Raw genomic sequence first — 14,264 nt, 5'->3', positions numbered from 1 at the left:
CAAATATTTTTAAAAGCAATTTAAACAAAAAGGGAAGGTTTTACCCTTCCCTTAAGAATTTTCTGAAGAACAAATCTTAGAAGTGTCTTCCACCTTTTTCACGTTTACCGATCAAGATAGCTCCGGATATTGCTACTAGGAACAATACAGAAACCAATTCAAAAGGTAGCATATAATGACGGTACAATAAAGTACCGAGGTTTTCTATCATACCTGTCTCAGCTCTAAAAGTAACCGGATTTACAGGAGCAAAATAGGCCTTTCTGTATACGGCAACGAGCATTAACACCAAAATTAATCCAGAAATGGTAGCAGCCAGGATCATAGGAGTGTTACGAAGTTCATTACTTTCTTGTCTAAGATTAAGAAACATAATCACAAACAAGAAAAGAACCATGATGGCACCGGCATAAACAATGATGTTAACTACAGCTAAAAACTGAGCATTAAGCAAAACATAAATTCCTGACAAAGAAAAGAAGGTGATAATTAGGGCAATTACACTGTGCATTGGTTTCTTAGACAGGATAGTGCCCAAAGCCCCACAAAGAGCAAGTACTGCAAAGAAATAGAATACCCACTCCACCATTGCTATATTCTTAAAAAACTCCATAGTCTGATTATTGTTTATCCCAAAGTTTGGCCATCTCTTCTTTTGTCCAAGCCTCTCTATTGTATCTTTCGTTCATATCTTCTACTAACTGGTCTTTGCCATAAATGACATCTTCTCTTCCGGTGAATACAGGAACAAATTTATCATGGCGCAGATAGATGGCCTGTTTTGGACAAGCTTCTTCACAAAGCCCACAGAAGATACAACGAAGCATATTAATCTCGTATGCCGCGGCATACTTCTCTTCTCTATACAAATGCTCTTCGCCTTTTACACGCTCTGCGGCTACCATGGAGATAGCTTCCGCAGGACAGGCTACAGCACATAGTCCACAAGCCGTACAACGTTCTCTACCTTGCTCATCCCTTTTGAGAATATGGTGGCCACGAAACACCGGCCCTAAATATCTTTTTTGCTCCGGATAACGAATGGTCGGCTTAGGAGAAAAGAAATGTTTTAATGTAATGGCCATCCCTTTAAATACTCCGGGAAGGTAGGTTTTTTCCACCACATTCAAGTCGGACTTATCCGTCTTCTTCGCTCTATTAGTTAACTGCATACGGCTCAATTAAAACGTTTTTCGTACATACTTCTACCGGTAAAGTAGATCAGCAAGAAGCCTCCCATACCTAACCATGCTACTAACAGGGTTTTACCTGTCAAAGTGGCTACTGCCATAACTACCAAGTTCACCATAGCTAATGGAACCATCCATTGCCAGCCTAATTTCATCAATTGTTCGTATTTAAAACGAGGTAGTGTCCAGCGAATCCACATGAAAATGAAGATAAACATAAAGATCTTCAGGAATAATACGGCAGTACCGATCAAAGTAGCCACATTATGACCGCTTACATCACCCATTTTGGCGATCAAAAATTCTCTTACCCAATCCATGCCGGGATAGTTGTACGCTCCAAAATAGAGTGTAGCCATGATAGTAGATGAAATAAACATGTTAACGTATTCAGCGAACATGTAAAGACCCATCTTCATGGAACCGTATTCCGTCATATAACCTACTACTAATTCCGCTTCTGCTTCAGGTAAGTCAAATGGAGTACGGTTACATTCTGCAAGAGCACAAACGAAGAATAAGATAAAGCCAACCGGCTGATAGAACACATTCCAGTTTATGCCATGTTGATTATTAGCAATCTCTCTCAACGAAAGAGAACCTGTTACCAGAATAACGGCAAGTAAACAAAGTCCCAATGCGATCTCATAAGAAATAGCTTGAGATGCAGCACGAATAGCACCATATAGGGAGTATTTGTTATTTGATGCCCATCCACCGATCAGCATTCCATACACTCCTAAGGCCACTACACCAAACACCCATAAAACACCAATGTTCACATCCATACCTTGGATAGGAACAAGATGTTCACCAATCTTCAGGGTATCCCCAAACGGTATAACGGCGCTGCTCATCAATGCAGTAAACATGGCTATACCCGGTCCTATGATAAACAGCCATTTATCAGCCATTGAGGGCACAAAATCTTCTTTAAAGAAAAGTTTCCCGGCATCAGCTAAGGGCTGGAAAATTCCATAAGGCCCAGCCCTGTCCGGACCTACCCTATCTTGAATAAAGGCAGCAACTACACGTTCAAAGTACGTTTCATATGCGGCTATTCCTAAACTTAGTGCAAAGATCACTAAGATGATAATTCCTTTTATTAGTAAAATTGAATCCATTATTTCTTAGAAAAATAAGCCTCGTTTTTCTCCATCAGCGCTTTGTAATCCTCTGATTGAGCAATTTCCTTCAAATCCTTATTATACTCCCTAGCGTCATCAATCTGCTTGAAGTTAAGTGCTGCATGTTGCAAGCCATATGGAGTCTTTTTAATGACATCCTTACCATACTTGTTAGCAGAAATCACTGAAGCACGAGAAACTTTGGTAGGTCCTTCTATTACCCAGTCGGAAGTATTCTTTTTATCAAATCTACAGGTATTACAAATGAAATCCTCCACTTCTCCCCACTGGTTCTTACGTGCAGTGACACGGATCACCTCATCCCCTTTGTACCAAAGATTAACCTTTCCACAGCATTTATCGCAATCACGATGTGCATCTACCGGTTTTGAGAACCATACTCTGCTTTTGAAACGGTAGGTTTTATCTGTCAATGCACCCACAGGACAAACGTCAATAACGTTACCTGAGAAATCATTATCGATAGCCTTGTTAATATAAGTACTGATCTCCGCATGATCACCCCTGTACATTACCCCATGTACCCTTTGATCCGTAATCTGGTTAGCCGTATAAACACAGCGATAACACAAGATACAGCGATTCATGTGCAACTGGATCTTATCACCTATATCTTCACGCTCAAAGGTTCTTCTCTCTTCCTCATAGCGAGTAGTAGCAAGTCCATTTTCATAGGCAAAATCCTGTAAATGGCATTCACCGGCCTGATCACAAACCGGACAATCCAGAGGGTGATTGATCAATAAGAATTCTACGATGCCTTTTCTGGCATTCACCACATCCGGGTTCGTGAAGTTCTCAACGACCATACCGTCTTGAACCCCTGTAATACATGAAGCCACCAGTTTAGGCATAGGACGTGGATCCTTCTCGGAACCTTGAGTCACCTTCACTAAACAAGCTCTACATTTACCACCGGAACCTTTAAGCGGCTTATAATAACACATGGCCGGAGGAGCTACATCCGGACCAATTTGTCTGGCAGCTTCCAAAATAGTTGTACCTACAGGCACTTGTATTTCTCTTCCGTCTATGGTTACTTTTATCAATTGCGGAGCATCCATAATCTCTTCAAAATTTTTAAGCTAAAACATTTTCCGGCATGTATACTGCCCCTTTACGGGTAGCTTCTGACGGATTTTTTATGTGCCATTCAAACTCGTCACGGAAATGACGAATGGCGCTACCTACCGGCCATGCAGCTGCATCACCTAGCGGACAAATGGTATTTCCCTCTATCCTCTTCGCTACGTCCACAAGAAGGTCAATATCTCTTTCGTTTCCTTGGCCGTGTTCTATTCTATACAATACTTTTTCTAACCACCCCGTACCTTCTCTACAAGGAGAACATTGTCCGCAAGATTCATGGTGATAGAATCTGGAGAAATTCCAAGTATTACGAACAATACAGTTGGTTTCATCCATCACTATAAATCCGCCGGAACCTAACATGGTACCTGTGGCGAATCCACCGTCCGACAATGATTCATACGTCATAAGACGCTGTTCACCCCCTGCCGTTTTCAAGATCAAATTTGCCGGCAAAATAGGCACAGAGGAACCTCCGGCTACTACAGCTTTCAGATAATGGCCATCTCTGATTCCACCGAGATACTCATCAGAATAGATAAACTCTTCTACCGGTACACCTAACTCAATCTCATAAACCCCCGGCTTCTTCACATTACCGGAAGCAGAAATCAATTTAGTACCTGTACTTCTACCTATACCTATAGATGCATAAGCATCGCCTCCATTATTCACAATCCATGGAGTATTGGCGATTGACTCTACGTTATTTACAACCGTAGGACTTTCATATAAACCTTTAACCGCAGGGAAAGGAGGTTTATTTCTAGGATTACCACGTTTCCCTTCTAGAGATTCCAAAAGAGCCGTTTCTTCTCCACAGATATAAGCTCCACCACCAGGTTGAACAACCAATTCTAAATCATAACCTGTACCCAAAATATTTTTACCTAAGAAGCCGGCAGCTTTGGCCTCTTCAATAGCTTTTTCAAGGATACGGATGACATACATTAACTCTCCTCTAACATAGATGAAAGATTTATTTGCACCCAGAGCGAAGCTGGAAACAATCATCCCTTCAATCAGGAGGTGAGGAATATTCTTCATCAAGTAATGGTCCTTAAAGGTTCCGGGTTCTGATTCGTCCCCGTTACATACCAAATATCTTGGCACACCTTCCGGTTTTGCTAAGAATGACCATTTCATCCCCATGGGAAAACCGGCACCACCTCTACCTCTGATTCCGGATTTCTTCACTTCTTCCACCACCTCATCCGGACTCATGGTTTTTAAAGCCTTTTCTACGGCGCTGTATCCTCCATGCTTCCGGTAAACTTCAAAAGTGTTAATTCCCGGAATATGTATATGCTCGGTAAGAATCTTTAATCCCATATTACTTGCTCAATTCGTCAATGATTTGATCTACTTTAGCCTTATCTAATTGCATAAAGAATTTCTCTTTAATCTGGAAACAAGGTCCCCAGCCACAGGCGGCCAGACATTCTACTTCTTTCAAAGTGAATAAACCATCAGAAGTAGTTTGATTAGAAGCAATTCCCAATCGCTCCTTAAGATGATCGTAAACCTCTTCTCCTCCTACTGTACAACAAGGACCTGTTCTACAGTACTCAATTACATGTTTACCTACCGGTTCCAAATGGAACATGGTATAAAACGTGGCTACTTCATACACTTCTACGGGTTGGATCTTCAAGATTTCCGCTATATAATCCATCACAGCCGGACTAACCCAACCGTGCTGTTCTTGTGCCAAATGCAACAAAGGCAACAAGGCAGATTTCTGTCTTCCTTCCGGATATCTGGCTATGATCTCTTGAGCTTTCGCCCAGTTATCTTCAGTAAATGCTATATTCTCCATAATCTTAGGCGTCTAATTCTCCGGCGATAACGTTCAAACTACTCATAATAGGAATGGCATCAGAGACTGTACCTCCTTTTATCAGCTCACCGAAAGCCTGATAATAAATGAAACATGGTCTTCTAAAATGCAAACGATAAGGCGTTCTTCCTCCATCTGAAACCAGATAGAAACCTAATTCTCCATTACCGCCCTCTACTGCATGGTACACTTCACCTACAGGAGCATCTATCTCACCCATAACTATCTTGAAGTGATAGATCAGGGCTTCCATGTTTTGATATACGGCTTGTTTTGGAGGCAAGTAATAATGATTCTCATTCGCATGATAATCACCCTCCGGAAGGTTTTCAATAGCCTGACGAATGATCTTTATACTCTCCCATACCTCTGCATTTCTAACCTTGTATCTATCGTAAGTATCACCGTTATGTCCAACAGGGATCTCAAACTCAAAATCTTCGTACGAAGAATACGGCTCCATTACCCTTACGTCATAATCAATACCTGTGGCACGCAAGTTAGGACCCGTGAAACCATAAGACATGGCCATTTCCTGACTAACAGGTCCCACTCCTATGGTTCTATCTCTAAATATTCTGTTTCTGTCAAACAAAGATTCAAATTCAGCAAAAACCTTTGGTAAGGAATTATAAACCAAATCTTTAATCTTCTTGATAGCGGTAGGCGAAAGATCTCTCTCCATACCACCAATTCTACCCATATTCGTAGTCAAACGAGCTCCACACATCTCCTCATAGATCTCATAGATCTTTTCCCTCTCCTGCATTACATACAAGAAACCGGAGAATGCTCCCGTATCTACACCCATGATAGAAGAACATATCAAATGGTCAGCGATCCTCGCTAATTCCATCATGATCACACGGATATACTGAGCTCTTTTGGGAACGGTGATGCCTAGCAACTTCTCCACCGTCATGTGCCATCCCATATTATTGATCGGAGATGAACAATAGTTCATACGGTCAGTAAGGGTGGTGATCTGATAGAAAGGTCTTCTTTCAGCTATCTTTTCAAAAGCTCTGTGAATATACCCTACCGTCATTTCACTCGACACGATTCTCTCACCATCCATAGTCAGGATGTTCTGGAAAATCCCATGAGTGGCAGGGTGAGTAGGCCCAAGGTTCAGAGTAGTATAATTATTCTCCTCTTGAATGGGTATATTCAAGGCCAATGCCTCTTCTTGTGTACGTGCTACTATGCTATTATTCATCGTCCAAACAAGTCATCAATTTTATCCCTACGGGTAGGATCTTCCAATGCATATTCCTTTCTCATTGGATGATAATCCATATCTTCCATATTCAATATGCGTTTCAGGTTAGGATGTCCCGTATATATTATTCCATAGAAATCAAAAGCCTCTCTTTCCATCCAGTCCGCTCCTTTGAATATAGGAGTTAAGGATGGAACTTCTAAGTTATCTTTCGAAAGGAAAACGCGGATTCTAACTCTGATTCTGTTTTCCCAACTGTGTAACATATAAAGAGAGCAAAATTCTGCTCCTTCATTATCCGGAAAATGTATTCCGGTGATATCCGTAAGGAAGTTGAATTTAAGAACCGGGTGTTCTTTCAAGAAAGAAACGATATCCAAAAGATCCTCCGGTGAGGCTACAAAGGACAGTATACCTGAATTTTCTTCAAACCCACGTACCTTCTCACCGAATTGTCCACTGATTTCTTCTACCAGAGTCTGATTATTGATCATTCTTTTCTAGGATATTATAGGATTCTAATAAAGCTCTGTATTCTTCACTATTTCTACGACGCAGAGACTCATTCTTAGCCAGTTCCTGCACCTGCATCAAACCATCCAAAATCTGTTCAGGACGCGGAGGACAGCCAGGTACGTACACGTCAACAGGTATTACACGATCTATACCTTGAAGTACAGAATAGGTATCAAAAATTCCTCCGGATGAAGCACAAGCACCCACGGCAATCACCCAGCGAGGTTCTGCCATTTGCAAATAAACTTGTTTCACTACCGGAGCCATTTTCTTAGCTATGGTACCCATTACTAATAATACATCTGACTGCCTAGGAGAGAAACTTGGACGCTCCGCACCAAAACGCGAGATATCGTAATGAGCTCCCATGGTGGCCATAAACTCAATACCACAACAGGAAGTAGCAAAAGGCAGAGGCCACAAAGAGTGACTCCGCGCTAATCCAATAACTTTATCTAAGGAAGTGGCAAAAAATCCCGGGCCTTCATATCCTGGAGGCGCATCTGCCATTTTAACACTGCTCATAATTATTCTTTTTCCCAGTCAAGTACTCCTTTCTTTATCACGTAATAGAAGCCGGCCATAAGGAATGCCACAAACAATAGCATTTCATAAAAGCCCAACCATCCTAAGCCCTTAAAGTTTACCGCCCAAGGGTACATGAAAATTACTTCCACATCAAATAATACAAAAAGAATCGCCGTTAAAAAATAGCGAACGTTCAATGGCATACGGGCATCACCCACACTCTCTACTCCACATTCAAAAGGCAAATCCTTCTTTTTGCTTCGCAATTTTGGACCCAAATAGTGAGTGGCAATCAGCGTCATCACTACGAAACCCAAAGCCAGAACTAATTGTATTAAAAGTGGTAAATAATCCTGAGGAACACTAACTGACATTGAATGAAATTTTAACAAACAAAAATACTATCCCAAGCAGATAAAAAAAATAGATGAAGGGGTAGAATACCCCCTTAATTTGCAGTTTGAAATTATTCTAAATAATCATTAAGACTGCGCCATATGAGGTCTTTGAGCTCATTTATCCCTTCCATAGTCTTGGAGGAAATAAATACATGAGGTATACCTTTCGGCAATGTAGCCGCAATCTCCTTCTTTAAATCCTCATCTAAAAGGTCAGATTTCGTTACAGCTAACAATCTATTTTTATCTAATAATTCAGGGTTATACTTTTCTAACTCTCCTAATAAGGTTTCATATTCTTCGGCTGGCGACAATTTACTGCCGTCTACCATGAAAAGAAGGTTACTGTTTCTTTCAATATGTCTAAGGAAACGCAAGCCTAAACCTTTGCCTTCTGCTGCACCCTCTATAATCCCCGGTATGTCCGCCATCACAAAGGATTGGAAATCTCTGTAAGGCACAACTCCCAAATTAGGCACCAGCGTTGTAAACGGATAGTCCCCTATTTCCGGTTTAGCAGCTGAAATAACAGACAGCAAAGTAGATTTACCGGCATTCGGGAATCCCACTAGACCCACGTCTGCTAATAGTTTTAACTCAAGAATAGCCCAAATCTCCTGTCCGGGAATACCTGGCTGAGAATAATCGGGAGCTTGGTTCGTACTGGTTTTAAAGTGGTAGTTACCCAGACCACCCATCCCACCGGGAAGCACAATAACTTCTTGTCCGTCATCAATGATTTCAGCCAATTTTTCTCCTGTCTCCGCATTCCTTGCTACGGTTCCCAAAGGCACTTCTAGTATAACATCTTTGCCCTGCTTACCGGTGCTCCTACTCTTACCTCCAGACTCACCATGATCAGCCTTGATGTGCTTCTGATATTTTAGGTGAATGAGTGTCCAGTACTGCTTGTTGCCCCGCAGTATAATGTGTCCACCCCTACCTCCGTCACCACCGTCCGGACCACCTTTATCCACAAATTTCTCTCTGCGGAAGTGGGTAAAACCTCTTCCTCCGTTGCCGGATTTGAGATTAATTTTTACGTAATCTATAAAGTTCGATGTCATATTTCAATCCATTTTAGAGGCAGCCCCCTTCTTAATAGAACCTATACTGTGGGGTAATTAGTTCTAAAAAGCAAAAAACTCCTTGAGACAAGGAGTTTTCCGCATCTGTTTATACAGATTAATATTTTGCGTCAATAGCTTCAGAGATTTGCCCAAAGATGGTTTCAATTTCTCCTACACCATTAATAGTAGTTACTTTCCCTTGATTTTGGTAATAAGGTAATACATGAATAGTCTTATCGAAATATTCATCTATTCGCTTCAAAAGCTTTTCAGCATCATCATCAGCCCTACCGCTAACTTTCTGACGTTCGGCGATACGTGCCTTGATCACATCTTGAGTAACATCAAGTTGCAATACCAAGTCTACTTTAAAACCTTTCCCTTCTAAGAATGCATCTAGAGCTTCAGCTTGTGGTACCGTTCTAGGGAAACCATCAAAAATAAAACCTTTGGCATTCGGATTTTTTTGTACCTCCTCTTCTAACATAGATATAGTAATGGAATCTGGCACAAGTTTACCATCTGCCAAAATCTCCTTTACTTTCTTTCCTAATTCTGTATCATTCGTTATGTGGGAACGAAACATATCACCTGTAGACAGGTGAACTAGGTTGTATTTGTCAATAATCTTCTCAGACTGAGTGCCTTTACCGGCGCCCGGAGGGCCAAAAATTACAAGATTAAACATTTATTTCGTTTACAAATTAGTATATCGGGTCGCAAGATAAACATAAGGGCATAAAAAAAAGCCTGAAACTCAGGCTTTTTTTTCTTTATCTTCCATTCCCCGTAGAATCCTTCCGAGTCTCAGGAATCACGTAACTTGGATCAAGTAATTTGCTAAAGCGGTGGAACATGGCTTGAGCATCCGAATCGTCCGGCTTGATTTGCAATAATTTCTCAATCTTAGCTTTTGCATCTTCTATCTTTTGAGCAGAGAAATCTCTACCCGCTAAGGTTTTCAAAGCAATCACCACATAGTTTTGGTTTGCTGGCTGCTTGATACCTTCTTCTCCCAGTACTGACAAGTACTTTTCAAAGTCTGCAGCACCTAAGTACAGATGGTTTTTAGTAGAATCACCAGCATCTCTATACGTTTTAGCTAAACCGGCTAAAGCATATCCAGCAGGCCAAGCATCTTTGTATTCTACCAATGCCTTTTCTAAATAATCATTCGCTTTAACCCAGTTTCTACCTCTGAAGAATATAGTACCTAAGGATGCAAAATCTTGTGCTGTAGGATCCTTCTTCGCTAAAACACCCTTTTCTGTTAAAAGAGCAGCTTTATCAAAGTTTCCTTTTTCAGATAAGATAGCTGCAGCTTCTCCATAATAATCTACCTCCATAGTAGTATCATTTAAGGACACTGCTTTATCAATATTTAAAATACCTAGAGAGTCATTAATAGCCGTTTGGGCTTCATCCCCAGTCATTTTTAAGAATGACTTACCAATATAGCCATAATCTAAACCAAAGTTTTCATCTTTTGGATTTGCTGCGATAAACTTCTTGAAGTCCTCAATAGCTTGAGTGTACTGACCTTCTTCATAGTTTACTATACCTTCCATTCTGTGGATATAAGGATCATTTGTAGAACCTTTAATCTCACCTAATACTCTCTTCAAGCTGGTATAGTCTTTAGAGATGAAGGCCAACTTCGCGTAACGTAACTTCGCTTTAACGTCACCATCAGAATTTTTCAAATACTGTGCAGCAGCAGCAGCAGATTCAGGATACTTGTGGAAGATCTGATGGTAAGAACTTTGATACTTATAGATAGGCGCATGAGAAGGATCTGCAGCTATACCTTTTTCAATCGCTTCTTGAGCACCTTGATAGTTACGTGATTGTAACCAAATCTTAGACATCAAAGCATAAGTCTTTCCTAATTTACCTCCTACTCTCTCAGCATTAGCCAAAGCATTCATCGCTGAACCTCCATCACCTTTCATCAAATAAGCTTGTGCTTTAACTAGATAGTATTCCGGATTATCTTTTGTTTTATGCTTGTCAATAGCCTGATCTATGGTCAAAACGGCCTCTGCAGGATCATTAGCCTCAGAGAACATAGTGTAAGCTTCAGCAATTCTGTAAAGTACATCAGGATTTTTTGATTTTGTTTCTTTTTTAACGGCCTCAAAAATCGCTTTTGCACCCGCTAAATCTTTAGATGCTAATTTCACCATCCCTAAACCTACTTGATTCAAAGGATCACCTTTTTTACTTAGAGCATTTCCAGCTTCAAAAGCTTCCTGAGCAGCTTTTAAATTTTCCGCCTTCGCATAATCAGGGCTTGAAAGTATAGTGTAACCTTTCAAAAAATAGGTATCTACTGAAGGTGCAGATACTACCAGCTTATTAGCTCCATCAAGGGCAGCTGTAAACCGTTCCGCATCTAGGTCTTTTACTACCTGATCAATACTCTGTCCAAAGGACCAGGTATAAGTCAGCAGCAATCCTACTACCGCCCAAATTTTTGTCTTTCTAATCATCATTTCTAAATAAGCTGTAAAGTTACTTTTTCGGTTAAAAATTGAAATCGGTTCGCAATTTAAAAAAAAACCAATTCTTTTAAAAGCCCATTTTCCATGTTTTAAATGGATTTATTCATTAGACTTTTAGAATTTTCTAAGTTTTATTAATGAATTGTTAAAATATTATTGAAGATCCTCTTTAGAAAGATAAAACTCTTTAGGTATAGCATAGTATGGCACTAAACCCATCTTTTCAGCTATCAATTGTCCAGGTTTCGTACATGCAAAGCGTATAAAGCCGTTTTCTACGCCCCATGCCGTACCTAAGGTATGTAAGTAGATAGTCCTATGAAAAGGATAAACTTGCTCTACTATTGTACCCTTACTAGGAGCAATACCGTCGACACTTAAAATTTTAACGGAGTTCCTTAATTCAACAGAACCTTCATTACTTTTTTCAGAAATCATATTAAATCCAACGAACCCAATAGCTGATTTATCCTTCTTTACGAAATCAAAAACCTTCAAGTTTGATCCAGCAGCTACCACAGCATCTTTATCGAATTCTTTTATCCCTAAGGTATTCAAAACATGATTTAAATTACTTGAACTACCTACATCAAATACTAGTTTTCTCCCCTTACCCTTGAACAAATCCTTTAACTCATCTAGAGAAAGTTGTTTTAAATCTGAATCCGGATGGGTAATAAGAACTACCGCATCAAGAGCCATGGGAGCAGGAATATACTTTATCTCTCTTTTGTTAACGATGGCCATCTCTTCCTCATTCAACAAACGAGTGATACAAATGACATCCATAGAGTCTGAAAGCAACCATTTCACCGCCTGAGTCTCTGGCATGACAAATGTTTCAAATCCAGCTTTAGGATAATGCATCTTATACCCATCCGTCTCTGCTTGAATCAAAGGCATGATGGATTCATCCATGGCTACATTGATCTTCCCTTCGTAAATGGAAGGACGCTTATTCTCCTTACCTTGACAACCCCAAATTATGCCAAGGATTAAAAACAAACACCAATTTCTCATGATTCTTTGGAAGGTTTAAAAGCTCTATATAACCGAAAGAGACCGTAGATCACCAACACGGCTCCTAAGCTATAAGCCATCATTGGCGGCTTAATCTTAACGATAAAAATCTGCTCCACCATCACATAAATGCCTAACACAACATACCCTACCGGAATAACTAAACTTAATACAAAACGAAGCTTTTCCAGCATTACATCAAAATTCATACGCAACAAAAAATGTTTGAATGCCAATTTACGCACAAAACTGAGCTAAATGGAAAAGATGAATAAAAAACTTGGGAAGAGAAGTATAGTGTGGAATGACAAAAGGGACACATCACTGTGTCCCTTTAGGTATTATTCGCTAAGTTGGAATACTACTGGAATGGTGTAATACACCCTTACGGCTCTACCGTTTTGTTTACCAGGAGACCATTTCGGCATGGACTTGATAACCCTTACGGCTTCCTCATCACAACCAAAACCAATTCCCTTCAAAACTTTCACGGTACCAATAGAACCGTCTTTTTCAACAACGAACTGTACGGTAACACGACCGGAAATGTTCGCTCTTGTAGCAGCGGCAGGATAATTGATGTTCTTTCCTAAGAAAGCATACATCGCTTTTTCTCCACCTGGATATTCAGGTTGCTGTTCAACCATTACGAATACCTGCTCTTCTTTTGGTTCTTCCACTTTAACTACTGCAACCTCTTTTGGTGGTGGAGGTGGGATGAAAACGTCTTTCGCTTCTGCCCCTTCCACGGTTTTATTAGAGATCACCGCAGTTTCCAACTTTTCAGCTGGCGGTGGTGGTTCCTCGATCTTCACCTCTTCGTCCTTCTTCGGCTCTGGAGGTAAGAACTTCTCCTGTGCTACCTCTGGAGGTGGTTCCTCCAATGGTGGAGGTGGAACATCTTCAGGAATCTCTATTTCCTCCTCAGGCTGTTCCTCCTGCAAATCAGTTGCTGACAGGTCAACCATGATTTCCTTCTCAGCATTCGCAGCAGTAATTTTATTAAAAGCTAACGCTCCTCCTAAAACTGCAACGAAGATGGCAGAACCAATTAGAGTAGCCTTTGTCAAGTACTTACTATAATTCTTTCTCAAATAGTATGCACCGTACTCTTTATTCCGGTTTTCAAATACTATATCGTCTAAGGTTACTTTCTGTGACATTTCTTTATCGTTTTACCTTAGTTATTGTCCCTTCGGTCTTGCGATCTTCTCTTCATATGCCTTCAATTCTTGTGGCATTAAATCAACGATTGCAAAACGTTTGTTCCCCGTTATCTCCATCTCGTCCAAGATATCTACCGTATTTTCAAAGGTAGCCTCGTTGGTCGGCTTGATTACCACTGTAAATACCGAAGTATCTATAGCAGCAGCGCGCTTCTTATTAATATCAGCTCTGATACCTGAAGCAGAATAATCTGTTTCAACTAAATCATCAGCTGTCACGTCTGCAAGAGCTTGCTGATACCAGAAGATTCTATTGTCTTTACCCATCACGATAGTAATAGTGTTTGACAATTTAATATCCTGCTTCTCTTGCTTCTCAACTTTCTCGTCACTTTTATCCGGCATGTTTAGCTTCATCATGTTTGGCTTGCTAAACGTGGTCGTAAAAATAAAGAACGTTAGTAGGAGGAAACCCAAGTCCACCATTGGAGTCATATCGGGTTTACCAGAGCCTTTCTTAGATCTTACCTTACCACCTTTCCCGCCTGATTCTTTTTCCTGTACTTCTGCCAT

General features: G+C 40.5%; 17 protein-coding genes. All 17 read right to left on the bottom strand.

What is annotated here, in order from left to right:
• Positions 1–76: 76 nt before the first annotated feature.
• Positions 77–613: an NADH-quinone oxidoreductase subunit J family protein gene (locus LBYS_RS16145; RefSeq protein ID WP_013409917.1), complete on the bottom strand. Its 537-nt coding sequence runs from the start codon at positions 611–613 to the stop codon at positions 77–79.
• Positions 614–620: 7 nt separating this feature from the next.
• Positions 621–1,172 (bottom strand): NuoI/complex I 23 kDa subunit family protein, encoded by a 552-nt coding sequence (locus tag LBYS_RS16140; protein WP_013409916.1) that lies wholly within the window; start codon positions 1,170–1,172, stop codon positions 621–623.
• Positions 1,173–1,177: 5 nt separating this feature from the next.
• Positions 1,178–2,314, bottom strand: a complete 1,137-nt coding sequence (gene nuoH, locus LBYS_RS16135) for an NADH-quinone oxidoreductase subunit NuoH (protein ID WP_013409915.1) — start codon at positions 2,312–2,314, stop codon at positions 1,178–1,180.
• Positions 2,314–3,402 carry an NADH-quinone oxidoreductase subunit G gene (locus LBYS_RS16130; protein WP_013409914.1) on the bottom strand — a complete coding sequence of 363 codons (1,089 nt, stop codon included), beginning with the start codon at positions 3,400–3,402 and terminating at the stop codon, positions 2,314–2,316. The genes nuoH and LBYS_RS16130 overlap by 1 nt, the downstream gene beginning before the upstream one ends.
• A gap of 16 nt (positions 3,403–3,418) precedes the next feature.
• Complete coding sequence (gene nuoF / locus LBYS_RS16125) at positions 3,419–4,759, bottom strand: NADH-quinone oxidoreductase subunit NuoF (RefSeq protein WP_013409913.1); 1,341 nt, start codon at positions 4,757–4,759, stop codon at positions 3,419–3,421.
• A 1-nt stretch (position 4,760) separates the two neighbouring features.
• Positions 4,761–5,246: an NADH-quinone oxidoreductase subunit NuoE family protein gene (locus LBYS_RS16120; RefSeq protein WP_013409912.1), complete on the bottom strand. Its 486-nt coding sequence runs from the start codon at positions 5,244–5,246 to the stop codon at positions 4,761–4,763.
• A gap of 4 nt (positions 5,247–5,250) precedes the next feature.
• On the bottom strand, positions 5,251–6,486 hold the full coding sequence (gene nuoD / locus LBYS_RS16115) for an NADH dehydrogenase (quinone) subunit D (protein ID WP_013409911.1): 1,236 nt from the start codon (positions 6,484–6,486) through the stop codon (positions 5,251–5,253).
• A complete protein-coding gene (locus tag LBYS_RS16110) occupies positions 6,483–6,983 on the bottom strand; it encodes an NADH-quinone oxidoreductase subunit C (protein ID WP_013409910.1) in 501 nt (166 codons plus the stop codon). Before LBYS_RS16110 ends, nuoD begins: the two co-directional genes overlap by 4 nt.
• Positions 6,973–7,530: an NADH-quinone oxidoreductase subunit B gene (locus LBYS_RS16105; RefSeq protein ID WP_013409909.1), complete on the bottom strand. Its 558-nt coding sequence runs from the start codon at positions 7,528–7,530 to the stop codon at positions 6,973–6,975. The genes LBYS_RS16110 and LBYS_RS16105 overlap by 11 nt, the downstream gene beginning before the upstream one ends.
• A 2-nt stretch (positions 7,531–7,532) precedes the next feature.
• On the bottom strand, positions 7,533–7,907 hold the full coding sequence (locus LBYS_RS16100) for an NADH-quinone oxidoreductase subunit A (protein ID WP_013409908.1): 375 nt from the start codon (positions 7,905–7,907) through the stop codon (positions 7,533–7,535).
• A gap of 92 nt (positions 7,908–7,999) precedes the next feature.
• Entirely contained in the window at positions 8,000–8,998 is a 999-nt protein-coding gene (gene obgE, locus LBYS_RS16095) for a GTPase ObgE (protein WP_013409907.1), read from the bottom strand.
• A gap of 118 nt (positions 8,999–9,116) precedes the next feature.
• A complete protein-coding gene (locus tag LBYS_RS16090; protein WP_013409906.1) occupies positions 9,117–9,689 on the bottom strand; it encodes an adenylate kinase in 573 nt (190 codons plus the stop codon).
• Positions 9,690–9,774: 85 nt separating this feature from the next.
• Positions 9,775–11,496, bottom strand: coding sequence for a tetratricopeptide repeat protein (locus tag LBYS_RS16085; RefSeq protein ID WP_013409905.1), 1,722 nt, complete (start codon positions 11,494–11,496; stop codon positions 9,775–9,777).
• A gap of 162 nt (positions 11,497–11,658) precedes the next feature.
• A complete protein-coding gene (locus tag LBYS_RS16080; protein ID WP_013409904.1) occupies positions 11,659–12,525 on the bottom strand; it encodes a PstS family phosphate ABC transporter substrate-binding protein in 867 nt (288 codons plus the stop codon).
• On the bottom strand, positions 12,522–12,734 hold the full coding sequence (locus tag LBYS_RS16075) for a hypothetical protein (RefSeq protein ID WP_222836522.1): 213 nt from the start codon (positions 12,732–12,734) through the stop codon (positions 12,522–12,524). Before LBYS_RS16075 ends, LBYS_RS16080 begins: the two co-directional genes overlap by 4 nt.
• A gap of 132 nt (positions 12,735–12,866) precedes the next feature.
• Positions 12,867–13,688: an energy transducer TonB gene (locus tag LBYS_RS16070; protein ID WP_013409902.1), complete on the bottom strand. Its 822-nt coding sequence runs from the start codon at positions 13,686–13,688 to the stop codon at positions 12,867–12,869.
• A gap of 21 nt (positions 13,689–13,709) precedes the next feature.
• Positions 13,710–14,264, bottom strand: coding sequence for an ExbD/TolR family protein (locus LBYS_RS16065; protein WP_013409901.1), 555 nt, complete (start codon positions 14,262–14,264; stop codon positions 13,710–13,712).

The organism is Leadbetterella byssophila DSM 17132 (assembly GCF_000166395.1).
Taxonomy (GTDB): domain Bacteria; phylum Bacteroidota; class Bacteroidia; order Cytophagales; family Spirosomataceae; genus Leadbetterella; species Leadbetterella byssophila.
Note: the sequence above shows the minus strand (reverse complement) of the source record. Positions and strands in the feature narration are given on the sequence as shown.

Excerpts from the sequence above, each read along its gene's own strand:
- LBYS_RS16145 (WP_013409917.1), bottom strand. The coding sequence starts at position 613 with ATGGAGTTTTTTAAGAATATAGCAATGGTGGAGTGGGTATTCTATTTC.
- LBYS_RS16140 (WP_013409916.1), bottom strand. The coding sequence starts at position 1,172 with ATGCAGTTAACTAATAGAGCGAAGAAGACGGATAAGTCCGACTTGAAT.
- nuoH (WP_013409915.1), bottom strand. The coding sequence starts at position 2,314 with ATGGATTCAATTTTACTAATAAAAGGAATTATCATCTTAGTGATCTTT.
- LBYS_RS16130 (WP_013409914.1), bottom strand. The coding sequence starts at position 3,402 with ATGGATGCTCCGCAATTGATAAAAGTAACCATAGACGGAAGAGAAATA.
- nuoF (WP_013409913.1), bottom strand. The coding sequence starts at position 4,759 with ATGGGATTAAAGATTCTTACCGAGCATATACATATTCCGGGAATTAAC.
- LBYS_RS16120 (WP_013409912.1), bottom strand. The coding sequence starts at position 5,246 with ATGGAGAATATAGCATTTACTGAAGATAACTGGGCGAAAGCTCAAGAG.
- nuoD (WP_013409911.1), bottom strand. The coding sequence starts at position 6,486 with ATGAATAATAGCATAGTAGCACGTACACAAGAAGAGGCATTGGCCTTG.
- LBYS_RS16110 (WP_013409910.1), bottom strand. The coding sequence starts at position 6,983 with ATGATCAATAATCAGACTCTGGTAGAAGAAATCAGTGGACAATTCGGT.
- LBYS_RS16105 (WP_013409909.1), bottom strand. The coding sequence starts at position 7,530 with ATGAGCAGTGTTAAAATGGCAGATGCGCCTCCAGGATATGAAGGCCCG.
- LBYS_RS16100 (WP_013409908.1), bottom strand. The coding sequence starts at position 7,907 with ATGTCAGTTAGTGTTCCTCAGGATTATTTACCACTTTTAATACAATTA.
- obgE (WP_013409907.1), bottom strand. The coding sequence starts at position 8,998 with ATGACATCGAACTTTATAGATTACGTAAAAATTAATCTCAAATCCGGC.
- LBYS_RS16090 (WP_013409906.1), bottom strand. The coding sequence starts at position 9,689 with ATGTTTAATCTTGTAATTTTTGGCCCTCCGGGCGCCGGTAAAGGCACT.
- LBYS_RS16085 (WP_013409905.1), bottom strand. The coding sequence starts at position 11,496 with ATGATGATTAGAAAGACAAAAATTTGGGCGGTAGTAGGATTGCTGCTG.
- LBYS_RS16080 (WP_013409904.1), bottom strand. The coding sequence starts at position 12,525 with ATGAGAAATTGGTGTTTGTTTTTAATCCTTGGCATAATTTGGGGTTGT.
- LBYS_RS16075 (WP_222836522.1), bottom strand. The coding sequence starts at position 12,734 with ATGAATTTTGATGTAATGCTGGAAAAGCTTCGTTTTGTATTAAGTTTA.
- LBYS_RS16070 (WP_013409902.1), bottom strand. The coding sequence starts at position 13,688 with ATGTCACAGAAAGTAACCTTAGACGATATAGTATTTGAAAACCGGAAT.
- LBYS_RS16065 (WP_013409901.1), bottom strand. The coding sequence starts at position 14,264 with ATGGCAGAAGTACAGGAAAAAGAATCAGGCGGGAAAGGTGGTAAGGTA.